Origin of the sequence: Haloimpatiens myeolchijeotgali (assembly GCF_042688525.2) — a bacterium.
Taxonomy (GTDB): domain Bacteria; phylum Bacillota; class Clostridia; order Clostridiales; family Clostridiaceae; genus Haloimpatiens.
In genome coordinates this window covers 3,622,141-3,647,112 of record NZ_JBHWAB010000001.1, presented here as the reverse complement: position 1 = coordinate 3,647,112, position 24,972 = coordinate 3,622,141, and the positions used below count along the sequence as shown (strand labels likewise).

Here is a 24,972-nt window from a genome sequence, read left to right as displayed (position 1 = left end):
AATAAGTTTAGAGAACATACATAGATTTGTGTAAATCAAATCTATGTATGTTCTCTAATTTTATTTTTTATTATTACCAGTCTTTTTTTTAATAGTATTTTCTTTAATTTTATTCTTTGTGTTTTCATTTTTTTGTTCATTTATTTTTTTATTCTTCTCATTTTTTTTAATTTTTTGTTTAGCTTCTTCAGATTTATTTATAATGTTTTGTTTTTTTTGTTCAGTTTTTTCATTTTTATGGTTAACTTCTTTTAATTTATTTTTAGTATCTATCAAGTTTTCTTCAGTCTCTGATTTTTTATTAGAAATTGAATCATTTTTAGTATTAATTTTTAATTCATTATCACTTTCAGTTTTTTCATTAACTGTAAATTTAGGTTCTTCTTTTATATCTTTTTCTATTTTTTTAGGTTCTAGTGAGTTGTTTTGTTTTATGCCGCCTTTCATTACCTCTTTCTTTGTTTCGAAAGCAGCTTTAAATTCTTCTTTAGCTTGAGTAAATATTGTTAGTTGTTCGTCTAAAAGTTCTTGAGCTTTTTTTAATGCTTCTTCAGTACCAGATTTTTGTATTTTCTTAAGTTCACGTTTTGCTATATTTAAATTTTTCCTAGCAGTATTTAATTCATGACGTTTTTCAACCATAGCAGTTACAGCTTCTTTTTTAGCTTTTTGCATTTCTATAACTTTTTCTAAGACTTCTTTTGAGTCAACATTATCTTCAAGGTCTTCTTTAATGGAGCCTAATACTTCTCCAGTAGTATTTTGTGTATCTTGTATTTCTTCTTGTAATTCTTCTAATTCCTTATCTATTGTTTCATCATTATTTTTTAAATCATCAGAATTAATGTTTTGGGAAGTATTTTCTTCTTTGATGTCTTCATAATTTTCTTCCATAAGTTCAGTAAGTTTATCAACTGAATCATTAATGTAATTATTATATTCTTCTAATGCTTGTTGAGCTAATTTAGTTTTTCCTTCTTCAGCCATTTGTTCACTTTCTCCAAGTCTTTCTTTAGCTATATCAGAAAGAACTTTAACTTTTTTAGTATTTGAAAAAGTAAATGATAATTTCAAACTATCTATAGCGGTATCTATTGGATATAAAATACTATCAGGGGTTATACCAGCTGCATCTTTTAATGAAATGCTATTTTCTTCAGCTAAAGCTGTAAAAGATAAATTTGTTGCAATAAGTATAGAACCAATAAATATACTAATTTTTTTCATAAATATAAACCTCCTTATAAATATTTCTTGAAATTCAATTAAACTTAAAACAGTTACCAGTGTTTTAATAGTTATTACTTTGTTCACTTATATATACGATATAAGAAAATTTTTAAGGGGGTACTTTAAAAAATAGTGTAAACTTTCGAAAAATATTATTATATATACGTTTATTTAAAAGTACCCTTTTAAATATTTAACAAATTACGTATTATAATAATAGAAATACGGAGGTGCATTAATGAATTTAAACTTTTTCAGCAAAAGTCATAGTGAAAAAACTAGCGATATAAAAAATATTAATGAAAGAGATAAATTTATAGAAGATAATAAAAAATTTATTTATGATTTTTGTTGTCAGATATGTAACAGAAAATTAAATTGGAATAATGATGATGAGTTAAGTATAGGATTAATTGCTTTTAATAAAGCATGTAGCACATATAATGCTGATAAAGGAAATTTTTTTATGTATGCTAAAGTGTTAATGAAAAATTCACTCATAGATTTTTTTAGAAAATCTAAGAATACTCCATATTTGGTTTATAATAATACAGACCAAAATATAAATTACATAGATTATAAAAATTCTATGAAAGAATTTGATATAAATTTTGATAATGAGAAAAGGTCTGAGGAAATAGCTTTGTTTTCCAAAGAATTATTAAAATATAAGATTAATTTTTCAACACTTGTAGAAAATTCACCTAAACATAAAGATACGAGAGAAAAATTATTAAATTTAACTATCCAATGTTTAAAAAATGAAATCATTATGAAATATGTAAAAGATAAAAGGAAACTACCTGTTAAACGAATAGTTATATTTACTAATGAAAAACGAAAATTTATAGAAAAATGGCGCAAATATATTATAGCTTTAATTATTATATTAAATAGTTCTGAGTATATGTATATAAGATCATATTTAAGTATAAAGGTAGGTGAGAATAGTGAAAAATAAAGATGTTAAAGGGATAGTGATGGAAGTAGGTAAAAGTAAAGCAGTTATTATGACAGATAGTGGGCAATTTGTAAAAGTAAAAACAAAAGGAATAAAATTAAATATAGGAAAAGAGTATAGGGGAGAAATTTGTAATAACACAAGTTTTTTCTTTAAACCAGTTATTGCTGCTTGTATATTAGTTATGATTTTTATGAGTGTATTGGCTAGAAATTATTATACTGTTATTGCATACGTTTCAGTAAATATAAATCCTTCAGTAAAGTTAGGAATTAATAGGTGGAATAAAATAATAAAAATACAACCACTAAATAAGGATGGAGAAAAAATAATAAAATTATTATCAATAAACAATAAATCATTACAAGATGGGTTGAATTTAATTGTTGAGGAAGCTAAAAAAGAAAATTTCATAAATGATAAATATATACAAGACGGAAAAATTATAGATATAACTATAGATAATAATGGAGAAAATCAAATTGATTTATCAAGTTTTAAAGAATATATTAAAGAAAATAGTTTAAAAGTAATGATTAGTGATAGTAATTCTAAAAATAAATTTAATACAATAAATGACGAAAATATGAAAAAAAATATAAAAGAACAAAATAAAAATCAAAATGTAAGAGACATACAAAGTAATAGTGCAGCTAAGAATATTAAAGAACAAAGATCCCAAAATAATAAAGTAATAAAAAAGAGTAATATAGATATTAAAAATAAAAATGATAACAAAGAAAATAAAAGTAATAATAAGAATAATTTTGAAGATATCCATAATGTAAATAAAAATGATACGGACAATACAAATAATAAATTTAATATAAATAATAAGGTAAAAATAGATAATGAAAGAGAAACAAATAATAAAAAGTATGAAAAAAATAATGGTAATAAAAATTTAAAAGTTGATGAAAATATAAAAACAAATAATAAAAAAATCAATCAAAACAGTGAAAATAAAAAATAGCTTGTTATCATAAGAAAAATATGATACAATGTTAAAAATGAAAAAAGTCGTCTTTAAATTCAGTCCTGTGAGACTGGCAAGATAGTTATACAGAAGTAGTACAAGTGTATGTAGGAGTATTATGCCTTCTTGCCAGAGTTGCAGGAGGGCTTTTTATTATAATAATAAACTTTTAATTCAGTCCAGAGAGACTGAGAAGGGAGAAATCTATATGTCAGAAAACGTAATGTCAACAAAAGCAGAAATAAAAGAAACACCATCAATAATTAATTCTTCAAAAAAAGCAATATTAGCACTTCAACATTTAATAGCAATGTTTGGTGCTACTGTATTAGTTCCAATATTAACTGGTTTTGACCCATCAATAGCACTTTTAGCAGCTGGTCTTGGTACGCTTATATTTCATCTAACTACAAAGGGAAAAGTACCTGTTTTCCTTGGATCATCTTTTGCATTTATACCTGTAATACTTACAGTTAAGAATATGTACCATGGAGATTTAAGTTATGTTCAAGGTGGAATAATAGTAGCGGGACTTATATATGTAATTGCATCTTTATTAATAAAGAAAATCGGAGTGCAAAGAATAGAAAAATATCTTCCAGCTCAAGTAGTAGGACCAATGATAATAGTAATAGGATTAAACTTAATACCAACAGCTTATGGTATGGCATCAAACAACTTATTAGTTGCAGCAATAACACTAGGTGTAGCGTTGTTTATAAATTTTGGATGTAAGGGATTTATCAAACAACTTGGAATATTAATAGCAGTAACGATTGGATATGTAGTTGCACTTAGTATGGGATTAGTTGATACTAATATAATAATGAATGCTAAAATTGTTTCACTGCCCAATTTCTCACTACCAAAATTCTCAGTACCAGCAGTAGCAACAATAGCACCAGTAGTACTTGCAGTTTTTATGGAGCATATAGGAGACATAACAACTAATGGTCAAGTAGTAGGAAAAAATTTCATTGAAGATCCTGGTTTAAATAGGACACTTTTAGGTGATGGACTTGCAACTATTTGTTCAGCATTTATAGGGGGACCTGCTAATACAACATATGGTGAAAATACAGGAGTTCTTGCAATAACTAAAAATTATGATCCAGCAATACTTAGATTAACAGCTGTATTTGCTATAATGCTTGGATTTGTAAGTAAAATTGGAGCTGTGTTAAAAAGTATACCAGTACCTGTAATGGGTGGAATAAGCTTGATGTTATTTAGTATGATAGCACTAATAGGAGTAAAAACTATTAAGAATAATAATGTTGAATTTAATGTTAAAAATACAATAGTAATGTTAACAATACTAATACTTGGATTTGGAAGCGGATTAATTGAAAAACATTTAGGAATAACAATAGGAATTCCAATAACTGCAACAGTAAAAATTACAGGTTTAAGTTTTGCTGCAATTGTAGGAGTAATATTAAATGCAGTCTTAACATTATTAGATAGAAATACAGTAAAATAATTTGAATATAGATGAATTCCCTAAAAGCATAAAAAAAGTCCCTGTATTTATAAAAGGGCTTTTTTTATGCTTTTGTTTTTGTTAAAAGTTTCTGAGCAATATATCATTTGCTGTAGCGATTGTTTTCACCTGCGAAAGCTGAATTATTAATTTTTTTTGTAGTATATTAATTTTATTTGAATTTTTACTTAAAACTAATTGACATAGGAAAATTAATTGCTATAATTTTGTTCATATGGTTAATTTTTTTATACAAAAAAGTATAAGTATTAACCTAAAAATAGAACAGTTACCAGTAGAAATTAATAATTTTTTAAAGAAGTAGAAAGTTAATATGTGATATAATATAATAAGTGCAGTAAGTAAAAAAGGAGTGTAACTATGAGTAATAAGAGAGATAAACTTGATATGATAGACAAGCTTCATGAGCAAAAAATTCATAAATTAAAGAAAAGAGCATCAAGAGGAAAAGAACAATCTAGTGAAGAGTTTAAAGAAAAGTATGAACAAGAAGAGAAATATATAAAAGAAATGAGAGAAATGGAGTTAAAAAGAGAACTAAGAGATAATACTATTATGGGAGTTATTGTTGGTTCAATTTTAATTTTATGTTTAGTTATAGGTATAAAATCAATTTCTTATGCAAAAAAAACATCAGATTCTAATAAAGTAGCTGTTAAACAAGAGCAAAAAGTAGATGCTGAGGAAGATTCAAAAGATACAAACAAAGGAAAAGAAGAAGATAAAAAAGAACCTAAAATAAAATACAATTCTAAGATATTTACTTCGTTAAGTCATGAGGCGGATAGAAAAAAAATATTAAGCAATGCGCTATCAGCTAATGGTGGTAAATATTCAGGATTAAACATTAAATTGATGGTAACAATACTAAGAACTAATGGTGTAAATGTTCCAAAAAATATTTCAAGAACAGATACATTAGTAAAAGAATTAGAAAAATTAGGTTGGAAAAAGAATACAAACTATAAGGAAATGCAAAAAGGAGACATAGTATTTACTACAGATACAGTAGGAATTTCAGGTGTTCCAAGTCATTCATACATATTTATGTTATGGGAAAATAGTAAGAAAGAGAATGGATATATTGTAGATGCTCTTCAAGCAAAACAAGGAGTTACTTATCATAAAAGGAATATAAGTGTTCAATCAGAAACTGCAGATAAGTTGCAATTTTTTATGAGAAAAGAGTAAAAAGTACCAATGCTAAAGTTTTTTAACTTTTAGTGTTGGTATTTTTTTATGCAATGTGTGTCTGTGCTCTTTATTATAAAATCAATAATTGTAAATGTTGGTATAAATATTATCTATATAAATAGTAATATTTATGATATAATGTAGTGTTGTGCTGTAAAATAATTTTCTATGATGGGATAATAGCATATGTAGATAGTATAGGAAGATGGTAAATAAATTTACGTAAGAAAGAGGTAGTATATGGAAAACATACATAAAATAAAAAACAAACAAAAAGATAAATTTTTTATATCTATAAAAGATACTTGTAAAGTTAGAGAGGTTTTAAGTAAATTAGTTAAAGATGATTTAAATAATATAAGAAAAAGTTTGGAAATAAAAGGTATAAGTCAGTTAAAAAAACAAGATTTAATTGATGAATTGGAAAAAAGTATAGTTAATAAATTGGAGTATATATTCAATGAAAAATTAAATTCAAATCATTTAAATTACATATGTGAAATGATTAATAATAATGGTATTATAAAGTTTCATGAAAACCTTAGACAAGAAGTCTGTTGCTTAAAAAAATTAGGTATAGCTTTTCCAGTAATTTTAGAAAATGGAGAAAAAGTTATAATTATTCCTGAGGATTTAAGAAACTTTATAAAACAAATTTTAAGTAGTGGCGAAGAAAAAAATGATGTAAAAATGAATGCTAAATGGATAAAAACAACTAAAGGTATTTTACATTATTACGGAGTATTAAACATAGAAGATGCGTATAACATGGTAAAAAGACTTTCTAAAGAGAAAATAGATTTTTATGAATATACAATGAACATGCAAAATTTAGAAAATGAATCATATGTATATGATAAGGAAAATGCAGTGCTTTATTTAAAAGAAGTAAAAGAACCTATACATATTTTTAACGAACAGAAAAAGAATAAAGAACTAGAATATTATCCAATTACTATAGACATGGTTAATAAGGCTAGTAAAGATGTATTTACAAAATTTGAGAATGATTTTTATAATTTGTTAATAAAAGAATATGGGTTAAATAGCTTTGAGGCTACAAAAGTAATTAAGATTTGTGTAGAAAAGATAAAAAATAATTATTACTTTAAAGATATATTAGAGTGTTTCTTTCAATTTATTAATTTTAAAAGTTCTAAACAAGCTAATAAATTTGTTAATAGTGTACAGAAACTATATGATAATACAAGAATGTGGGTATTAAAAGGATATAGTGAAAGTGAAAAAATCCAGTTACAAAAAGGTTTATCAAACATGAATCAAAATTCAAACAAGTATAATAACAAGAAAAAGATAGGTAGAAATGATCCTTGTCCTTGTGGTAGTGGAAAAAAATATAAGAAATGTTGTGGAAGATAAGGTATAATTTCTAACCCAATTAAGTTTATAAAAACATATATTGCAAACAAATCATATAAAAGAAGTTGTTAAATTTTTTATATGTAAAATTTTTCTAAAGCAATATATGTTTTTATATTGTATAATATATGTAAAGGTTTTAATGGTGAGGTGAAATATATGAAGAAAAATATAAAGTTATATTTGTTGTCTGGATTTCTAGGATCAGGAAAAACTACTTTTTTGACTAATTTATTAAATGATTTATCAAATGAAAAAATTGGAGTAATAATGAATGAATTTGGCAAAATAGGAATTGATGGACCAATAATTAAAAAACAAGGCATGGAGCTTGTGGAAATCAATAGAGGTTCTATTTTTTGTTCTTGTCTAAAATTATCTTTTGTATCAGCTATGGCAGAAATGGCAGATAAAGATTTAAATTATTTATTTGTTGAGAGCTCAGGACTTGCAGATCCTTCAAATATAGGAGATGTTCTTTATGGTGTTAAACAGACTGAAGGAGATGTTTATGATTATAAAGGAGCAATATGTATTGTAGATGCCCTTAATTTTTTACAGCAAGTACAAGAGTTAGAAACAGTTGAAAGACAAATAAAATTTTGTCATCTTGTGGTAATAAATAAAACAGATTTGGTATCTGAAGAAATTCTAAATGAAATTAAAGAAAAGATTCGCCAAATAAATGATAAAGTTGAAATTAAAGAAGCATCTTTTGGAAAATTTGAATATGATTTTTTATATAAAGATATAATTAAAAATCAAGAAATAGAAGGAGAAGATACAACTAATACTCCTAATAGTAAGCCAAAAACATTAACATTAACTTATAATGGACAAGTTAATAAAGAAGAATTAAATAAATTTTTAGAGATAGTTTCAAAGGATACATACAGAATGAAAGGATTTCTTTATTTAGATAATGGATGGAATCAAGTAGATGTGGTAAATAGTAAAATAGATTACAAAAAGTGTGAAGATAAAAAAGAAGATTCTAAGTTAGTTATTATATCTAAAATAGGTCCAAAAGTAATTAAACCAATAATAGATACTTGGAATGAAATTGTTAAAAATGATATGAAGTTAAGAAATTAAAAATAAAAGTATGGAGATATAATTGATTATAACTCCATACTTTTATTAATTTTGGTTTTATACTGAAAGTCCAGATTTTTTTAGAGCAGGTAGTGTTTTATGAGCAACTATTACTGCAACACCGCTAAAAACTAAATCTTTTATTATAAAAGGAGTAAAACCTAATTGAAGTGCTTTAGCTACATTTATAGGTTTATTTAAATAAAAGTTTAATATTAAATACAAATAAAGAACACCAAAAATATAAAAAATAGATAATCCACAATAAATTCCAACAGTAAGATTTTTTATATTTATATTTCTATTTTCTGTTATTTTACCAATAACATAAGCGCCTATTATAAAACCTATAAGATAACCAAAAGTGGGCGATAATATACTACCAGGTCCACCACTTCCTCCTTGAAAAACAGGAGCTCCAATTAAACCTATTAATACATAAACTATTTGAGAAAGTGCACCTAATCTTGAACCTAACAGAACACCAGCTAAACAAGCAAAGAACGGTTGAAAAGTAAGAGGAACCCATGGGGTAGGTATTGAAATATACGCACCTATAACCATTAATGCAGCAAATAATCCAACTAAAGTTATATCTTTTGTTCTCATAATATTACCTCCATAATTGTTAACTTTAGAATTAATATTTAGTTTACAATATGATAATATAATATTAAAATATAATTGTCAACTTTATAATATATAAAGTTTACAATTATATATAGATAGGGAGAGGATAAAGTGGAAAATAGAACATTATATATAAGACCCCATCATATGCTATGTATGCAGGGATTTCAAGGCTATGGATATGATAGTGATTTCGCAAAAAATATGAAAAAAATAATTGAAATTATAAAAAAAGACACCAATATAGATATTGAAATTATTGAGGGATGCGATGATATATGTAAAAAGTGTCCAAATAACATAAATAATGTTTGTATAGATAAGGTAAAAGTAAATAAAATAGATAGTCGGGTTATGGAAAAATTAAAAATGCATATAGGAACAACATTAAAATCTAAAGAAATATTTCAATTTGCTAATGACAAACTAAAAAATTTTCCTGAGGCAAATTATGTTTGTGGAAATTGTAGTTGGAAAAAAGTATGTTTATGGTTTAAAGAAGCAATAAATATATCAAAATGAAAAAGTTAGGTTGGAAGGCATAAATAAACAAGGTAAAAGAATTGATTTCTATAATTAAAAGGGAACGTCTCAAAATAGATTTTAGATACAATATATTAAGATATTAATTTAAGAAATAATCAATATATTGTATTATTTTTTATTTTGAGACAGTCATTTATCCTCCTAAGGTAATATCTTGGTTATTGTACCATTTAAGTGCATTATGTAAATGTTCAGGTTTAAAATCAGGCCAGTAATCATCGATTACATAAAAATCTGAATAAACTGATTGTACAGGTAAAAAACCACTTAATCGTCTTCTTCCTCCCCAGCGTATAATTAGGTCTATTCTAGATATGTCATTAGATTTTAAATAATCTACAATAGTTTTTCTATTCATATTATTGTCTTGTGGTAAGTTACCTAAATCCCATTCCCAACCATAATTCACTAAAAAATTGACTTTAATATCTCCTTTACCAAAAACTGTTCTATGTTCAGTATATGGTAAAAGTTCTTTAGGGAACATTTTAGAATTTGTATTACCTACTACTAATAATGAAGCGTCTTGATTACTTATCATTTCTACAGCTTTTACACAAGAGTTGGTAAATGCTTTTCTTTGTATAGAAGGTCTTTTAGTATTATCAGTAGTAAAGCCGTAGTATGTTAATTCTTTTATTCCTATGTTTTTACAAAGTTTAAATAAGATTAATCCAGGATTTAATCCAGAGTCATATCCTTTGTCTTTGGTTAAACCATGATTTGTTGCCCAGCGTCTGTTACCATCGGGTATAATTCCTATGTGTTTTGGTAGTCTCATGCAATCACATCCTAATTTCAATTGTACTACATAATATTTTAACCAATTTTTACATAAAATAATCATTGTAACTAATTAAATCTATAATATAATAATTTTTTTACATTAAGTTGATAATAGATGGAATAAGATATATAATTTAAATATGCTTATTTACCCTACAGGGGTATGTGAAACAATTAAAAATATAAAATTATACAAAGGGAGAGATGTTTATGAAAAAGAAATTATTAATAGATGGTATGAGCTGTGGTCATTGTGCTATGCGTGTAAAGAATGTACTGTCTGATTTAAAATCAGTTAACAATGTAGATGTCAATTTAGATAAAAAATCAGCTTTAATAGATATGAAAGATAATATTGAGGATAGTATATTAAAGGAGACTGTAGAAGAAGCAGGATATGATGTTATAAGTATAGAAAAAGAATAAGCGTTTAATAACTTAACTTTTGTAGTAAAAAAATTTGAATAAATAATTAGTAATCTTGTTAAAAAAAATAACATTTTTATATTAAAAAATAAAACTTAATATTTATGGCAAATACAAAGATAAAGTACAAAGAATAGAGAAGAAATAATGAAAAATTTCCTGAAATAAAAACATCCTTATTTGTTCTTTAAACTTTGTACTATGTACTTTACCTAAATACACATTTACTAACTTCATATATTTATGTCAAAGACTTATTTTGTGCAGTAAAAAGTTTCAGAGTAAGGTATTATTTCGTTCAGTGACTGTTTTCATCTGTGAAAGTTAAGTTAATAATTTTCTCATAACATAAGAAAGGTTTTTGCTTACCATTATTAAAAAAAACACTTCCAGTTTTGTTGTATCCGCATTTTGTGAAAAGAGATTGCATTTTTATATTTTCAATATACGTATCTGTTCTAATAGAAAGGTAATTATTTTTTAATGCAAATTCTTCAGTAAATTGCATCAATTTTTTTGCAATACCTTGACCTTGATATAAGGGATTAACAGCCATTCTATGTATAACTAAAATATTTCCAATAGAATTTTCCCAATTAACATCTTTATATTCAACTGGTTGCTCTTCATTAAGAACTATAATTCCCAAATAGTTTTCACCATCTTTTAATATGTAAAGAGAATTTTCTTTTATATCAGTAGAAATTACTTCTTCATTAGGATAACAGTTATCCCACTGATAAGAACCTTCCATATTCATTTTTTTTACTGCACTTGAAATTAACAGCATAATATTTGATAGATCTTCATTTAAAGCTTTTACTATTTTCATAAAATCACCTCTTTTAAGAATTATTTGGTTAGTTACTAATTCAACTTTCACAGTAAAAAAATACTGCCTAGCGAAGGAAAATGATATATTGCGTAGGAAACATTTGAACAAAGTTTACAAGTTCTTAGCTTTACGAATTTGAAAAAAATCATTTTTTAATTACTGATTCCTATGGAATATTAATTAAAAAATCTTTTTTCAATATGAGTAAAGTTTAGAACTTGTTATTGAAGTGAAAGGTTTCTGAGCAAGATATCATTTCCCGCAGCGATTGCATTCTATTTGCGAAAGTTGAGTTACTAATTTTGTAGAAAGACATCATTGTTAAGGTTTCATTTTTCTTAATGTGATGGTTAAATTATTAATAGTTTATCATAAATATTCATTTTGCAAAATTAAAATTATACAAAACAAAGAGCTGCCTCAAAATATATTGTACTTTTATTTTGAGACAGCATAATCATTTATTAATTATATTAATTTGAATCTTTTAGAAATTTAAAAAGAATTTTTTCAATTTCGTCTGCTTGGTCACTGCTTACATTGATAGTTTTTCTATATCCATCTAAAGCTTTCATTTCTATAAGTCCAAATTCTTCATTAGTTTTAAGATCTACATCTCTTTGAAATTTTAAAATTTTATATCCATCGTTTATCATTTGATTTATTTTACTATGCATAAGAGATACCTCCAATCTATAAAAATCCATTTTAATTAGTATTATTTACATAAAATATATAAGTATACTTTGAATTATTAAGATTTAGTGTGCAAAATTAATAGGGGATAAAGTTTTCAAGATAGAAGAAAAATAATATTTATCTATATAGTGTATACTTTTAGTGCTAATGTGACATATTTATGGTGTGATGAGTTAATTTTTAATTTTTTTTATAGACAAATATTAAAAAATGAAACTAAATATTAAAAAAACAAAAAAAATTCACAAAATTAATGAAAAATGTGATAGAATATTATTAAAATAACGATATAAAGTTATTTTATGTAAAATATTCATTAAATATCAATAAATATAAAAAAATGAGGGGGAGGCACACAAGATGATAGATAAGTTGATCTATGAAAATGATAATGAATTAGCAGTAATAATGGAGGAAGAACTCAAAAGACAAAGAGAGCACTTAGAACTTATTGCTTCAGAAAATTTTGCTAGTCCAACAGTTATTGAGGCTATGGGAAGCCATTTAACTAACAAATATGCAGAAGGTTATCCAGGAAAAAGATATTATGGTGGATGTGAATTTGTAGATAAGGTAGAAGAAGCGGCTAGGGAAAGACTTAAAAAGTTATTTGGAGCAGAACATGTAAATGTTCAGCCACATTCAGGTTCAAGTGCAAACATAGCAGCTTATTTTGCAATACTTAAGCCAGGTGATACAATATTAGGGATGAATTTATCTCATGGAGGACATTTAACACATGGAAGTCCAGTTAATATATCAGGAAGTTATTTTAATGTTGTATCATATGGTGTAGATAAAGAAACAGAAACTATTGATTACGAAGAAGTTAGAAGAATAGCAAAGGAAGCTAAACCTAAACTTATAGTTGCAGGAGCTAGTGCATATCCTAGAATTATTGATTTTGCTAAATTTAGAGAAATTGCTGATGAAGTAGGAGCATATTTAATGGTTGATATGGCTCATATTGCTGGACTTGTAGCAGCAGGACTTCATCCAAATCCAGTAGAATATGCACATATTGTAACTACAACAACTCATAAAACTTTAAGAGGACCAAGAGGTGGAGCAATACTTTGTAAAAAGGAATTTGCAAAACAAATAGATAAGGCTGTATTTCCAGGAACTCAAGGAGGTCCTTTGATGCATATAGTAGCAGCAAAAGCTATATGTTTTAAAGAAGCTTTAGGCGATGAATTTAAAGAATATCAAAAACAAGTAGTTAGAAATGCAAAAGCTTTAGCAAAGGGTTTATTAGATAATGGATTTAACCTTGTTTCTGGTGGAACTGATAACCATCTTATTCTTATAAATTTAAATAATAAGAATGTAACAGGTAAAGATGCTCAGAATATTTTAGAAAAAGTTAATATAACAGCAAATAGAAATTCAGTACCTTTTGAAACGAAAAGTCCATTTGTAACAAGTGGGATTAGACTAGGAACTCCAGCCATCACAACAAGAGGTATGAAAGAAAATGAAATGTTAGAAATAGCGGACATAATTTCTAAAGCTATAGATAATCCAGAAAACTTAGAGGGATTAAAAGAAAGAGTATTAGATTTATGTAACAGATTTCCATTATATAAATAATTAATTTGAACGTAAAACTGCTTTTGCAAAAAAATATTTGTAAAAGCAGTTTTATTTTTATTAAGAAAATTATAAATTTATAATTTCTTACTAAAGGGAAAGTTCTTTTATCTAATATGTGCCTCTGTTCCACAAATATTTTAAAGGAGAAAACTAAAATGGTATATGATGTTTATTGTTCAAAAATAGGAAATATTTTTATAGTTTTACAAGAAAATTGTGTAAGTAATGTAATAATAGGAGATAAAAATTGGAAGGAGTTCACACAGAAATTAAATCATATTGAAAGAGATTTAGTTAAATGTAAAGATGCAATTATTCAGCTAGAAGAATATTTTCAAGGAAATAGAAAAATATTTACAATTCCCCTTGATATTCAAGGAACAAAGTTTCAAAAAAAGGTTTGGAATGCTTTATTAAGCATACCTTATGGGGAAACAACAAGTTATAGTGATATAGCAAAAAAAATAGAAAATCCAAGGGCTATACAGGCTGTGGGACAAGCAAATAAAGTTAACAAAATTCCAATATTTATACCATGTCATAGAGTTATCAATAAAAATGGGAATATAGGTGGATATATGGGTGAAAGAAATGGAAAAAATATTGATTTTAAAAAATTTTTAATAGATTTAGAAATGAAAAATAAAATTTAATATGAGTATATGTGTAAGGAATAAAATAATTTGCAGTGGGAAATATACTATATGTAAATGAATTATATTTAGTATTTTTATGTAGAAAGGATTTACATAAATGCAAAACATATTACCTAAAGAATACACAAATACTATAATATCAGCCATATCAATTGTATGTGGAGCTTTAATTGGTGCAATATGTAGTTCAATTACAACAAAAAGAGCTACATCTGTAAGTATTGCTCAAGAAGATAAAATTTTTAAGAAAAAACAACAACATAATCAGAAGAAAGAAATTAGTGATATTTGTAAAGAAATGACTATCATTCGATTGGATATTTGTAATGCACTATTTCAAAGCATAAGAGCATTAAAGCAAATTGATAAAAAAGAAAATATATATAAATATCCAATACCTATAAATAAAGATTATTCACATTCAGTAGCAGTTTTAACGAGTAGATTTGAGCTAAAGGAAATGAGTTGTATATATCAATTATATGCAATTATAGAAAAAATGAATAAACATATACAACAATTTAGTGGTGAAGAGGTAAATGAGTATTGTATAAAAATTGATTATGAAATTTTTTTACAAAAGATATATGGATCTAATTTTAAAAAAGTTTTACAATTTGATGTAGAAGTAATAACATATAAGGAATTATATGATAATAATCTAATAAAAGAAGAATATAGATGTATATTACAAAAAATAGATAAAATAATAGAGGATATGGAATGCTCAATTTCTTAAAGTAATATTAGTTTATAACAAGAGGAATAACAGGTAAAGTCAGTGTATAAGTTATTATATGCTGATTTTTTGTATGTACTATGAGATTAAAGTACAAAATATTAGAGCATAAATTTCAAGTATAGTATAATTTTGAAAATAGTATAAAATTTAATGAAAACATTAGAAAATTTAAAAAAATTAAAGAATTCAAAGGATTTTAATTAAATATAGACTTGGATTTATTTTTATAGTCTGATACAATTAAATAAAGACAAAAAATAATATATGTACTTCATAGAAAAACATATGACGTTTTTATTATTTACACAATGGAAGTAAACGTTTAAAATACATAAAACAATTTCAGCAAAGAAAATATATTAAAAAATTAAGGAGGTAAATAATATGGGAAGTAAATGCTTAGAAAATTTCTTAAAAGAAGGGTTAGATGATTTAAAGAATAAAGGATTATACAATGAGATTGAATCATTAGAAAGCCCAAATGCACCAATTATTAAGATAAATGGAAAGGAATTAATAAATTTATCATCTAATAACTATTTAGGTTTTGCAACAAATGAAAAAATGATGGAAGCTGATAAAAAAGCAATAGATAAGTATGGAGTAGGAGCAGGAGCAGTTAGAACAATAAATGGTACATTAGATATACATGACAAATTAGAAAAGAAAATTGCAGAATTTAAGGGAGCAGGAGCTGCTATAGCATTTCAATCTGGATTTAATTGTAATGCAGGTGCAATTCAAGCAATAATGAATAAAAATGATGCTATATTATCTGATGAATTAAATCATGCTTCAATAATAGATGGATGTAAACTTTCAAAAGCAAAAATAATTAGAGTTAAACACTCAGACATGGATGATTTGAGAAAGAAAGCAAAAGAAGCAAAAGAAAGTGGACAATATGGAAAGATAATGGTAATAACTGATGGAGTATTTTCTATGGACGGAGATATAGCTAAACTTCCAGAAATAGTTGAAATAGCAGAGGAATATGATTTAATAACATATGTAGATGATGCTCATGGTGAAGGAGTACTTGGAAAAGGAAAAGGAATTGTACATCACTTTGGACTTGAAGGAAGAGTTGATTTAGAAATAGGAACATTATCAAAGGCATTAGGAGTAGTAGGTGGTTGCGTAACAGGAACTAAAGATTTAATTGATTGGTTAAAAGTAAGAGCAAGACCATTTTTATTCTCTACATCTTTAACTCCAGGAGCAGCAGCTGCTGTATTAGAAGCATTAAATATATTAACTGAAAGCTCAGAAGTTGTAGATAAATTATGGGAAAATGGAGATTATTTAAAGAAAGGTTTAAATAAATTAGGATTTAATATTGGTAAGAGTGAAACACCAATAACTCCATGTATTATAGGGGATGAAAAAACAGCACAAAAATTTAGTGCAAGATTAAGAGAAGAAGGAGTATATGCTAAATCAATAGTATATCCAACAGTACCACTTGGAACAGCTAGAGTTAGAAATATGCCAACTTCAACACATACTAAAGAGATGTTAGATAAAGCTCTTAAAATATACGGAAAAGTTGGTAAAGAACTTGGAGTTATAAAATAGTATAAATTATATAGATATAGTTAAATATTACTGGTTACTAAAAGGGGGGGAGCCATAATATTAGTAATAGCTAATTAAAGATTGTTTATTAATTCGCTTCTAGTTATATTAAGTTAGCTGCTAATATTAAATTTTAGTAACCAGTAATTAATAAAAATGGAGGGGAGTTTAATGAAAAAAATATTAGTAACAGGATGTTTAGGACAAATAGGTTCAGAAATTACAATGAAATTAAGAAATACATATGGAGCAGATAATGTTATAGCAACAGATATAAGAAAGCCAGAAAATAATGATGTTGTTAAATCTGGTCCTTTTGAAATAGTAGATGTAACAGATGGTAAGAAATTCGGTGAGATTGCTAGCAAGTATAAAGCAGACACAATAATTCATTTAGCAGCATTATTATCAGCAGTAGCAGAAGCAAAACCAGTACTTGCTTGGAATATAAATATGGGTGGATTATTTAATGCACTAGAAGTAGCTAGGGAATTAAAGTGTTCATTCTTTACACCAAGTTCAATAGGTGCATTTGGTCCATCAACACCAAAAGATAAAACTCCACAAGATACTATTCAAAGACCTCAAACAATGTATGGAGTAACAAAAGTTTCAGGAGAACTTTTATGTGATTATTATTTTAAAAGATTTGGAGTAGACACAAGAGGAGTACGTTTCCCAGGATTAATATCATATAAAACATTACCAGGTGGAGGTACTACAGATTATGCTGTAGATATTTATTATAAAGCTCTACAGGATAAAAAATATGCTTCATTTATAAAAAAAGGAACATATATGGATATGATGTATATACCAGATGCATTGGATGCAATAGTAAAATTAATGGAAGCAGACCCATCAAAATTAAAACATAGAAATGCATTCAATATAACAGCTATGAGTTTTGCACCAGAACATGTAGCAGATGCAATCAAAAAATATATACCAGAATTTGAAATGACTTATGATGTAGATCCTGTAAGACAAGCAATTGCAGATTCATGGCCAAATTCAATTGATGATACTGCAGCACGTGAAGAGTGGGGATTTAAACCAAAATATGATTTGGATTTAATGACAAAAGACATGCTTGAAAAATTAAAAGTAAAATTAAATATAAAGTAACTTGTTAAAATCGTCATAGTTATTTAAAATATAAAGTACATTATTTGCATAATAATTTAAAATAGCAAGTAATGTACTTTTTACTATACTTAAAGAGGTGAGTATATGAAAAATAAATATTTAATAGTTGATTCACGTGTGCTTCCAGATGTTTTTGAGAAAGTTATAGAAGTTAAACAATTATTGTATAAGGGAAAAGTTAAAGATATCTCTGAAGGAGTGAAGAAAGTTGGCATAAGTAGAAGTACATACTACAAATATAAAGATGCTATATTTACGTTATCAGAGAGTGTAAAAGGTCAAAAAGCTACAATGGCATTACTTTTAGAACATGAAAGAGGAACTTTATCGGGTATACTAGATAAAATAGCTTTACATGATGGAAATATTTTAACAATTAATCAAGATATACCTATAAATAATGCCGCCAATGTTACAATAACTTTTAATATGTCTGGTTTAGATGTTGACTTAAATGAATTAATTGCAGACGTGGAAAAAATGAGAAATGTTATTAAAGTAAATCTAATTGCTATGGAGTAGTATTAATTAATAATTCAACTTTCGCAGGTGAAAAATAGTCGCTGTGGGAAATGATATCTTGCTAAGAACTTATAAACTTTGTTCAAATGTTTCTTATGCAATATATTATTTCCCTCCGATAGACAGTATTTTTTTACTGCGAAAGTTGAGTTGCTAATCAATTACATGTTATTTCTATAAATTTTAGTTTATGTATTTCAAAATAGGGTAGTAATTGACAAGGTAAAAAATATCTTTTAAAATTTAAATAGTTAATATATTTTAAAAATGCGATATATTCAAAGAAAGGGGGATTAAAGTGGATAAAGAAAGGTATAAGGAAAAGTTAAGTGATTGGGCTGAAATTTTAAAAGCAATAGGTCATCCTACTAGATTATGTATAATTTGCAGATTATTGAATGAAGACTTAAATGTATCACAAATGCAGGAATGTTTAGAAATCCCTCAATCAACAGTATCACAGAATGTTGCTATTTTAAAATCAAAGGGAATAATTAAAGGACAAAGGCGCGGAGTTGAGATAGTTTATTCATTAATAAATGATGATGTAAGAAAAATTGTTAATGTATTTTTTGATGAGCATAATTTTACTATAAAATAAAATATTTAAAAAGCATGATTATAATATTACAATCATGCTTTTAGGAATAGATATATGTATTTTAGCAATAAAAGTTTTTAATTTCTTTTTTTATAGTATGAAAACCTGCTGTTTCAATATGGTTTTCTTTAATTATTTTTTTTATTTTTTCTTCATCCTTTTCATTGTATATTATGGATATACCACAAGAAGCTGAAAGTTGCCTTGGTGTTGGAGAAATAATATATTTTATCTTTTCTTTTTTTAGTAAAGATTCTAATTTAATTCCATTAGTATGATTATGAAAAAGTATATAATGTTTAATTTTAATCATTGTATCACCTTATATTTAAATCATTTCTAAGAAAGCTTCTACTCTAGTTTTAATTTGTCCAGAATCTTCATTAGAATATCCTGTTTCTATACGCATAACAGGAATATTATGTTCTTTTAAAACTTGTCTAACATCAGCATCTTCAATGGCATATGTATGGCAGAATGGTAGATTATAATCTATAACTCCATCCACATTATATTCTCCGGCATATCTTAATATATCATCAATTCTTCCGCTATTAGGGGTAAAACAGGCACAATTAACTTTTAAATATCTATCTGCTATATTTTTTATTAAATCATCTAAAGTTTCACCATTTTCACAGACTTCATTTTCAAAATATCTTGTTCCTGTACAAGTTTCTTCTACTACTACTTCAGCATCTAAGCTTTCAATAATATGATGTATTTTCCAATTAGGAAGTGCCATAGGGGTTCCTGTTATCATTATTCTCTTTTTTGTAGGTTTTTCTTTTTTTATTCTATCTTCTAATTCATCACAAAGATTATTCAAATTTTCAGTAAATCTATTTATATCATCGTAAAATGCAATTTGAGAAATTAAAAGTGAGTCTAAACCGCTAATAGGAGAAGGTTTATACTTTCTTAAATCATAAAGCCTTTTAAGAGCTCTTCTTTTTTTATTTACTAAATTAATAGCTGATTTTAATTTTTCAAAAGTGATTTTATTTCCAGTTAATTGTTCTACTTTTTTTATGAATATTTTTATTTCATTTTGCCATTTTATATAGTCTTTTTCTGTTTTCATTTGAGGAAGATCCATAACGTGTACAGGAACATATTTATTTAATAATTCCCAAGCTTTTTTCTTACCATCACAAGTAGTTTCACCAACTAAAATATCACATGATTGAAAATACGGACAAGTAGCATCAATTTTTGCTCCTGTAAATGCTTTAATGAGTGGACAGAGATTTTTAGGAAGAACTTTTTCTCCACCCTCTACCCAAAATTCTGAACCAGCACATAGACCAACTCCTAATGCGCCTGCAGCTAGTATGACTTCATCTGGTACAAATACGCAAAATGTACCTAATACTTTTCCACCATTCTTTTTAAATTCATCTAGTTCTTTAATTCTAGCTCCATGAACTTCAGACACAACATAGTTATAATAGTTCATTCCTTCAGGCCTATCTTCTTGTTCTAAATAAACGGAACTATATAATTCTGGTAGTATTTCACATAATTGATCATGTTTTTTTAAATCAATTCCTAAATCTGTCCAAAGCTTTCTATAATCTCCCATCTTAAGTTCACTCCTAACATAAAATTTTCTGTATGTTTAAATTTTACCATAATAATAATGATTACGATTACATATAGAAAATTATCATTGATGTGTATATAACTATTAGAAATTTAAATAATTCAACTTTCCCAGCTGATAAAGCAAACAACCATGAATGATATTTTGCTACCAAACTGTTAACTATATAAAAATAAAATATAAATATTAAAGTTAAAAGGACAAATAATAAAGTTCCCTTTATAGAAAAACTTTGTATATAATTTTAAAATTCATGAATAGTTGTTATGATATAATAATAGTAAAATTGTCAATGATAATAAATAAGATATTTTTATCTGCGAAAGTTGAATAAGCAATGAATGTTAAGGATTATGGAAGTAGGTGGAAAAATGCAGGAAATAGCTAAAGATATTCTTAAAAAATATTATGGTTATTCATCATTTAGAAAAGGGCAAGAACAAATTATAACGAGTATTTTAGAAGGAAATGATACATTTGTTATAATGCCAACAGGTGGTGGTAAATCTCTTTGCTACCAGATACCAGCAATGATATTAGAAGGAATAACTATTGTTGTATCACCCTTAATTTCTCTTATGAAAGACCAGGTAGATACTTTGAATAATTTAGGAATACCTGCAGCATGTATAAATAGTTCTATAAGTACTAAAGAAGTTGACAATACGATAGAAAAGGCCAGAGATGGAGAATATAAATTATTATATGTAGCACCTGAGAGATTGGAAGTAAATTCTTTTATAGATTTATTAAATTCACTTGAAATTTCTCAAATTGCAATAGATGAAGCACATTGTGTATCACAATGGGGACATGATTTTAGAACAAGTTATAGAGTCATTGCTCCAGTAATAAATACATTAAGGAAAAGACCAATAATATCAGCTTTTACGGCTACAGCTACAGAAAATGTTAAAGAGGATATAATAAAACTTTTAACTTTAAAAAGTCCTAATACATATGTTACGGGATTTGATAGAAAAAATTTATGTTTTAGAGTTATAAAAAACGAAAATAAAAAAGATTTTATATTGAAATATGTAGAGGACAATAATAATACAAGCGGAATTATTTATGCAGCTACAAGGAAAGAAGTAGATAATTTATATGAGCTTTTAAAACAAAAAGGCTATGAAATAGGAAAATATCATGCGGGAATGAATGATAGTGAAAGAAATGAAAATCAAGAAAAATTTTTATATGATGATTATAAAATTATAGTGGCTACGAATGCTTTTGGAATGGGAATAGACAAATCAAATGTTAGATATGTAATTCATTATAATATGACTAAGAATATGGAAGCGTATTATCAAGAAGCAGGTAGAGCAGGAAGAGATGAAGAACCTTCTGAATGTATTTTATTATTTAGTCCTCGAGATGTAATGATTCAGAAATATCTTATAGAACAAACTATATTAAATCCTGAAAGAAAATATTTAGAATATAAAAAGCTTCAGGAAATGGTAGATTATTGTCATACTTCACAATGTCTTAGAAAATATATATTAGAATATTTTGGAGAAAATAATATTCCTGACAAATGTGATAATTGTAGTAATTGTAAAGATGATAGTGAGCTTAAGGATATAACTATTGAAGCACAAAAGATATTTTCTTGTATATACAGAATGAATCAAAGATATGGTACTTCAATGATAGCAGATGTTCTTAGAGGTTCTAAAAACAAAAAAGTTTTAAATATGAAATTTGATAAACTATCTACTTACGGTATTATAAAAGATTATACTATAAAGGAAATAAAAGATCTTATAAATGTGTTAATAGCAGATCAATATTTAATGATTACTGAAGGTGAATATCCAGTAGTAAAATTAAGACAAAAATCTATAGAGGTTATTAAGAATAAAAGAAAAGTTATGCAAAAAATATCAAGAAGGAAAGAAAAAGTTGAAATTGATAATTCTTTATTCGACGAATTAAGAATACTCAGAAGGGAAATTGCAGAAAGACAAAAAGTACCACCATATATTATTTTTGCTGATAGTAGTTTAAAAGAAATGAGTACATTACTTCCTACTAATAAAGAAGAAATGCTGCACGTGAAAGGTGTAGGAGAAACTAAATTTGAAAGATATGGGGAAGAATTTTTAAAGAGTATAACTAATTATATGGAACAAAATAACATTATAAAAAAGGATAAAGGCCAACATAACTATATTGAGGAGAAACAAAGTAGTAATAAAAAAGAAAAAATACCAAGTCACATTATATCACTAAATATGTATAAAGAAGGTATGGGATTAGCTAAAATAGCTGAATCAAGAGAATTGAAGATAGCGACTGTAAAAGACCATATAATAAAGTGTGCGCTAGAAGGATATGAAGTTAATTTTGATGGATTGATACCTGAAAAATATGAAAATTTAATACTTGAAAAAATTAATGAAATTGGTTGTGAAAAGTTGACTCCAATAAAAAAAGAGCTTCCAGATGAGGTTGAGTATAATGATATAAAGGCTGTTATTTGTAAGTATAAGTGTTTGAAAAGCAAAAATATATCATGATGTTGATCTGAAACCTTTTGTTTCATAGATTATTAGTTCAACTTTCGCAGTAAAAAAATACTGCTTAGCGAAGGGAAATGATATATTGCGTAAGAAACATTTGAACAAAGTTTACAAGTTCTTAGCTTTACGAATTTGAAAAAAGTTATTTTTTAATTACTGATTCCTATGGAATATTAATTAAAAAATCTTTTTTCAATATGAGTAAAGCTTAGAACTTGTTACTGAAGTGAAAGGTTTCTAAGCAAGATATCATTTCCCGTAGCGGTTATTTTTCACCTGCGAAAGTTGAGTTAATTATAATTAAAGGATTCCTTAATTTTATAGCTTTTAATTCCTGTTTTTGATAAGAATATATAGTCCTAATGCTATACATAATATTGGAATAATAAGACTATAATTAATCCAATGATAAATATCACCAAATATCATTGTTAAGAATGACATTATTGCAATTAAAGTTAAAATAAAAACAGGAACTAGTATTCCATTGTTTTTTTCACAAAACAAATACAATTGGAATAATCCAATAGCTACACTTAGAAGATATACAGGCCAAGTATATGCTGCAAATCTCCAAGAAGTAAAGATTTCAAAGAAAAATAACAAACCTATAGTAGTTAATATTCCTCCAGGAACAAGAACACCTGGATTAGTTCTTTTTGAGAAAAAATTAAATTCCATAGATAAACCAGGAATAAGTATAAAAAGAGGCCATAAATAGTTCATATTTATTAAGTCGATATTTAGTGTTTTATTTAGTAGCAATAGGACACCAAAAACAATTAGTACAATTCCCCAAAAAAAATTTGTTTTTCTCATATTTAACATCCTTTCTAAAAATACTTATATATTAATATTAATATAATTATGTCAAAATTGATACTACTATAAAAATATTATTTGCTAAATTACTATATAAAATTATTATATTAATAAATATTACATAAATTCAAACACAGGAGGGGGATTATGAATCTGAATTTTAAATATGAAAATACGCTAATCGAATTTGAAATAAAACGTTCTAAAAGAAAAACTCTACAAATACAAATAGATCCTACAGGAAATATACTTGTTAAAGTACCACAGAAAATTTCTCAAAATAGAATTATAGAACTAGTACAAAGTAAACAAAAGTGGATAATTAAAAATTTAAATAAAATTAAACAAATAGATTTTGAATCCATTAAGAAAAAATTTGTACAAGGAGAAAAATTTCTGTATTTAGGAAATGAATATTTATTAAAAATTGAAAAGAATAATAATGTAAAAATTCCTGTGATACAATTAAATGAAAATAAACTTTACATAGAAAGTAATTGTGAAAGTGATGAGGTTATATCTAAATATTTAATAAAATGGTATAAGAAAATGGCTCAAAAAATAATTTCAGAAAGAGTTAAATATTATCAAAAATATTTTATTGAAAAGCCAAAGTTAGTAAAAGCAAAAGAACAAAAAAGAAGATGGGGAACATGTACAGGAATAAATAATTTGTATTTTAACTGGCGCATAATAATGGCACCTATTGAAGTTATTGATTATGTAGTAGTACATGAAATGAGCCATATGCCACATAAAAATCATTCAAAGGAATTTTGGAATGAGGTTGAGAGTATTTTACCTCAATATAAAGAACAAAAAAAGTGGTTAAAGGAAAATGGCATAATGTTGGATGTCTAAAATGTATTTTTAGGTATAGAAAGAGTGAGTAAAGAAAAAAATATAA

25 protein-coding genes are annotated in these 24,972 nt (G+C 26.0%); 17 read left to right on the top strand and 8 right to left on the bottom strand.

Features of this window, described 5'->3' with window-relative positions; all coding sequences use genetic code 11:
• Window positions 1-60: 60 nt before the first annotated feature.
• Window positions 61-1,227, bottom strand: a complete 1,167-nt coding sequence (locus tag ACFIJ5_RS16390) for a DUF5667 domain-containing protein (RefSeq protein ID WP_379808937.1) — start codon at window positions 1,225-1,227, stop codon at window positions 61-63.
• A 241-nt stretch (window positions 1,228-1,468) separates the two neighbouring features.
• On the opposite strand from ACFIJ5_RS16390, the gene sigI reads away from it, so the two are divergent.
• From sigI to ACFIJ5_RS16360, 6 genes are all read left to right on the top strand, one after another.
• Window positions 1,469-2,191, top strand: coding sequence for an RNA polymerase sigma-I factor (gene sigI / locus ACFIJ5_RS16385; protein WP_379808935.1), 723 nt, complete (start codon window positions 1,469-1,471; stop codon window positions 2,189-2,191).
• The gene (locus ACFIJ5_RS16380) at window positions 2,181-3,164 is read left to right on the top strand and encodes an anti-sigma-I factor RsgI family protein (protein ID WP_379808933.1); all 984 of its coding nucleotides are present in this window, start codon (window positions 2,181-2,183) and stop codon (window positions 3,162-3,164) included. Before sigI ends, ACFIJ5_RS16380 begins: the two co-directional genes overlap by 11 nt.
• Window positions 3,165-3,375: 211 nt before the next feature.
• Window positions 3,376-4,650 carry a uracil-xanthine permease family protein gene (locus tag ACFIJ5_RS16375; RefSeq protein ID WP_379808931.1) on the top strand — a complete coding sequence of 425 codons (1,275 nt, stop codon included), beginning with the start codon at window positions 3,376-3,378 and terminating at the stop codon, window positions 4,648-4,650.
• Between the two features lie 381 nt (window positions 4,651-5,031).
• Window positions 5,032-5,862, top strand: coding sequence for a hypothetical protein (locus ACFIJ5_RS16370; RefSeq protein ID WP_379808929.1), 831 nt, complete (start codon window positions 5,032-5,034; stop codon window positions 5,860-5,862).
• 243 nt (window positions 5,863-6,105) lie between these two features.
• Complete coding sequence (locus tag ACFIJ5_RS16365; RefSeq protein WP_379808927.1) at window positions 6,106-7,245, top strand: SEC-C metal-binding domain-containing protein; 1,140 nt, start codon at window positions 6,106-6,108, stop codon at window positions 7,243-7,245.
• Between the two features lie 159 nt (window positions 7,246-7,404).
• A complete protein-coding gene (locus tag ACFIJ5_RS16360; RefSeq protein ID WP_379808925.1) occupies window positions 7,405-8,340 on the top strand; it encodes a CobW family GTP-binding protein in 936 nt (311 codons plus the stop codon).
• A 57-nt stretch (window positions 8,341-8,397) separates the two neighbouring features.
• On the opposite strand, the gene ACFIJ5_RS16355 is transcribed toward ACFIJ5_RS16360, so the two are convergent.
• A complete protein-coding gene (locus ACFIJ5_RS16355) occupies window positions 8,398-8,949 on the bottom strand; it encodes a biotin transporter BioY (protein WP_379808923.1) in 552 nt (183 codons plus the stop codon).
• Between the two features lie 132 nt (window positions 8,950-9,081).
• On the opposite strand from ACFIJ5_RS16355, the gene ACFIJ5_RS16350 reads away from it, so the two are divergent.
• Window positions 9,082-9,492, top strand: a complete 411-nt coding sequence (locus ACFIJ5_RS16350; RefSeq protein ID WP_379808921.1) for a DUF1284 domain-containing protein — start codon at window positions 9,082-9,084, stop codon at window positions 9,490-9,492.
• A 157-nt stretch (window positions 9,493-9,649) separates the two neighbouring features.
• On the opposite strand, the gene ACFIJ5_RS16345 is transcribed toward ACFIJ5_RS16350, so the two are convergent.
• Window positions 9,650-10,297, bottom strand: coding sequence for an undecaprenyl diphosphate synthase family protein (locus ACFIJ5_RS16345; RefSeq protein WP_379808919.1), 648 nt, complete (start codon window positions 10,295-10,297; stop codon window positions 9,650-9,652).
• 215 nt (window positions 10,298-10,512) lie between these two features.
• Between ACFIJ5_RS16345 and ACFIJ5_RS16340 the strand changes: the two genes are divergently transcribed.
• Entirely contained in the window at window positions 10,513-10,728 is a 216-nt protein-coding gene (locus tag ACFIJ5_RS16340) for a heavy-metal-associated domain-containing protein (RefSeq protein WP_379808917.1), read from the top strand.
• Window positions 10,729-11,026: 298 nt separating this feature from the next.
• Here the strand turns inward: ACFIJ5_RS16340 and ACFIJ5_RS16335 are convergent, their stop codons facing one another.
• On the bottom strand, window positions 11,027-11,560 hold the full coding sequence (locus ACFIJ5_RS16335) for a GNAT family N-acetyltransferase (protein ID WP_379808915.1): 534 nt from the start codon (window positions 11,558-11,560) through the stop codon (window positions 11,027-11,029).
• Window positions 11,561-12,036: 476 nt separating this feature from the next.
• Window positions 12,037-12,240, bottom strand: a complete 204-nt coding sequence (locus tag ACFIJ5_RS16330; RefSeq protein WP_379808913.1) for a hypothetical protein — start codon at window positions 12,238-12,240, stop codon at window positions 12,037-12,039.
• Window positions 12,241-12,622: 382 nt separating this feature from the next.
• Here ACFIJ5_RS16330 and ACFIJ5_RS16325 point away from each other — a divergent pair, with 382 nt between their 5' ends.
• The 7 genes from ACFIJ5_RS16325 to ACFIJ5_RS16295 all read left to right on the top strand — a co-directional run bounded on the left by ACFIJ5_RS16325 (window position 12,623) and on the right by ACFIJ5_RS16295 (window position 19,106).
• Window positions 12,623-13,855, top strand: coding sequence for a serine hydroxymethyltransferase (locus ACFIJ5_RS16325; protein ID WP_379808911.1), 1,233 nt, complete (start codon window positions 12,623-12,625; stop codon window positions 13,853-13,855).
• A gap of 158 nt (window positions 13,856-14,013) precedes the next feature.
• Window positions 14,014-14,511: a methylated-DNA--[protein]-cysteine S-methyltransferase gene (locus ACFIJ5_RS16320; protein WP_379808909.1), complete on the top strand. Its 498-nt coding sequence runs from the start codon at window positions 14,014-14,016 to the stop codon at window positions 14,509-14,511.
• Window positions 14,512-14,611: 100 nt separating this feature from the next.
• A complete protein-coding gene (locus ACFIJ5_RS16315; protein WP_379808907.1) occupies window positions 14,612-15,253 on the top strand; it encodes a hypothetical protein in 642 nt (213 codons plus the stop codon).
• Window positions 15,254-15,640: 387 nt separating this feature from the next.
• Window positions 15,641-16,834 carry a glycine C-acetyltransferase gene (locus ACFIJ5_RS16310; RefSeq protein WP_379808905.1) on the top strand — a complete coding sequence of 398 codons (1,194 nt, stop codon included), beginning with the start codon at window positions 15,641-15,643 and terminating at the stop codon, window positions 16,832-16,834.
• 171 nt (window positions 16,835-17,005) lie between these two features.
• Window positions 17,006-17,962 carry an L-threonine 3-dehydrogenase gene (locus ACFIJ5_RS16305; protein WP_379808903.1) on the top strand — a complete coding sequence of 319 codons (957 nt, stop codon included), beginning with the start codon at window positions 17,006-17,008 and terminating at the stop codon, window positions 17,960-17,962.
• Between the two features lie 105 nt (window positions 17,963-18,067).
• Window positions 18,068-18,505, top strand: coding sequence for an ACT domain-containing protein (locus ACFIJ5_RS16300; protein WP_379808901.1), 438 nt, complete (start codon window positions 18,068-18,070; stop codon window positions 18,503-18,505).
• Between the two features lie 298 nt (window positions 18,506-18,803).
• Window positions 18,804-19,106 (top strand): ArsR/SmtB family transcription factor, encoded by a 303-nt coding sequence (locus ACFIJ5_RS16295; protein WP_379808899.1) that lies wholly within the window; start codon window positions 18,804-18,806, stop codon window positions 19,104-19,106.
• A 61-nt stretch (window positions 19,107-19,167) separates the two neighbouring features.
• Here the strand turns inward: ACFIJ5_RS16295 and ACFIJ5_RS16290 are convergent, their stop codons facing one another.
• Complete coding sequence (locus ACFIJ5_RS16290; protein ID WP_379808897.1) at window positions 19,168-19,419, bottom strand: DUF3343 domain-containing protein; 252 nt, start codon at window positions 19,417-19,419, stop codon at window positions 19,168-19,170.
• 15 nt (window positions 19,420-19,434) lie between these two features.
• Window positions 19,435-20,691 (bottom strand): double-cubane-cluster-containing anaerobic reductase, encoded by a 1,257-nt coding sequence (locus tag ACFIJ5_RS16285; RefSeq protein ID WP_379808895.1) that lies wholly within the window; start codon window positions 20,689-20,691, stop codon window positions 19,435-19,437.
• Between the two features lie 392 nt (window positions 20,692-21,083).
• Between ACFIJ5_RS16285 and recQ the strand changes: the two genes are divergently transcribed.
• Window positions 21,084-23,240 carry a DNA helicase RecQ gene (recQ, locus tag ACFIJ5_RS16280; protein ID WP_379809633.1) on the top strand — a complete coding sequence of 719 codons (2,157 nt, stop codon included), beginning with the start codon at window positions 21,084-21,086 and terminating at the stop codon, window positions 23,238-23,240.
• A 330-nt stretch (window positions 23,241-23,570) separates the two neighbouring features.
• Here the strand turns inward: recQ and ACFIJ5_RS16275 are convergent, their stop codons facing one another.
• On the bottom strand, window positions 23,571-24,062 hold the full coding sequence (locus tag ACFIJ5_RS16275; protein WP_379808893.1) for a LiaF transmembrane domain-containing protein: 492 nt from the start codon (window positions 24,060-24,062) through the stop codon (window positions 23,571-23,573).
• A 150-nt stretch (window positions 24,063-24,212) separates the two neighbouring features.
• Here ACFIJ5_RS16275 and ACFIJ5_RS16270 point away from each other — a divergent pair, with 150 nt between their 5' ends.
• Entirely contained in the window at window positions 24,213-24,926 is a 714-nt protein-coding gene (locus ACFIJ5_RS16270; protein ID WP_379808891.1) for a M48 family metallopeptidase, read from the top strand.
• The last annotated feature ends 46 nt before the right edge of the window (window positions 24,927-24,972 follow it).

Coding starts and splice junctions, on each gene's coding strand:
- ACFIJ5_RS16270 (WP_379808891.1), top strand. CDS start 24,213: ATGAATCTGAATTTTAAATATGAAAATACGCTAATCGAATTTGAAATA.
- ACFIJ5_RS16290 (WP_379808897.1), bottom strand. CDS start 19,419: ATGATTAAAATTAAACATTATATACTTTTTCATAATCATACTAATGGA.
- ACFIJ5_RS16315 (WP_379808907.1), top strand. CDS start 14,612: ATGCAAAACATATTACCTAAAGAATACACAAATACTATAATATCAGCC.
- ACFIJ5_RS16300 (WP_379808901.1), top strand. CDS start 18,068: ATGAAAAATAAATATTTAATAGTTGATTCACGTGTGCTTCCAGATGTT.
- ACFIJ5_RS16340 (WP_379808917.1), top strand. CDS start 10,513: ATGAAAAAGAAATTATTAATAGATGGTATGAGCTGTGGTCATTGTGCT.
- ACFIJ5_RS16275 (WP_379808893.1), bottom strand. CDS start 24,062: ATGAGAAAAACAAATTTTTTTTGGGGAATTGTACTAATTGTTTTTGGT.
- ACFIJ5_RS16285 (WP_379808895.1), bottom strand. CDS start 20,691: ATGGGAGATTATAGAAAGCTTTGGACAGATTTAGGAATTGATTTAAAA.
- ACFIJ5_RS16335 (WP_379808915.1), bottom strand. CDS start 11,560: ATGAAAATAGTAAAAGCTTTAAATGAAGATCTATCAAATATTATGCTG.
- ACFIJ5_RS16370 (WP_379808929.1), top strand. CDS start 5,032: ATGAGTAATAAGAGAGATAAACTTGATATGATAGACAAGCTTCATGAG.
- ACFIJ5_RS16330 (WP_379808913.1), bottom strand. CDS start 12,240: ATGCATAGTAAAATAAATCAAATGATAAACGATGGATATAAAATTTTA.
- ACFIJ5_RS16320 (WP_379808909.1), top strand. CDS start 14,014: ATGGTATATGATGTTTATTGTTCAAAAATAGGAAATATTTTTATAGTT.
- ACFIJ5_RS16345 (WP_379808919.1), bottom strand. CDS start 10,297: ATGAGACTACCAAAACACATAGGAATTATACCCGATGGTAACAGACGC.
- ACFIJ5_RS16355 (WP_379808923.1), bottom strand. CDS start 8,949: ATGAGAACAAAAGATATAACTTTAGTTGGATTATTTGCTGCATTAATG.
- sigI (WP_379808935.1), top strand. CDS start 1,469: ATGAATTTAAACTTTTTCAGCAAAAGTCATAGTGAAAAAACTAGCGAT.
- ACFIJ5_RS16360 (WP_379808925.1), top strand. CDS start 7,405: ATGAAGAAAAATATAAAGTTATATTTGTTGTCTGGATTTCTAGGATCA.
- ACFIJ5_RS16310 (WP_379808905.1), top strand. CDS start 15,641: ATGGGAAGTAAATGCTTAGAAAATTTCTTAAAAGAAGGGTTAGATGAT.
- ACFIJ5_RS16305 (WP_379808903.1), top strand. CDS start 17,006: ATGAAAAAAATATTAGTAACAGGATGTTTAGGACAAATAGGTTCAGAA.
- ACFIJ5_RS16365 (WP_379808927.1), top strand. CDS start 6,106: ATGGAAAACATACATAAAATAAAAAACAAACAAAAAGATAAATTTTTT.
- ACFIJ5_RS16375 (WP_379808931.1), top strand. CDS start 3,376: ATGTCAGAAAACGTAATGTCAACAAAAGCAGAAATAAAAGAAACACCA.
- recQ (WP_379809633.1), top strand. CDS start 21,084: ATGCAGGAAATAGCTAAAGATATTCTTAAAAAATATTATGGTTATTCA.
- ACFIJ5_RS16325 (WP_379808911.1), top strand. CDS start 12,623: ATGATAGATAAGTTGATCTATGAAAATGATAATGAATTAGCAGTAATA.
- ACFIJ5_RS16390 (WP_379808937.1), bottom strand. CDS start 1,227: ATGAAAAAAATTAGTATATTTATTGGTTCTATACTTATTGCAACAAAT.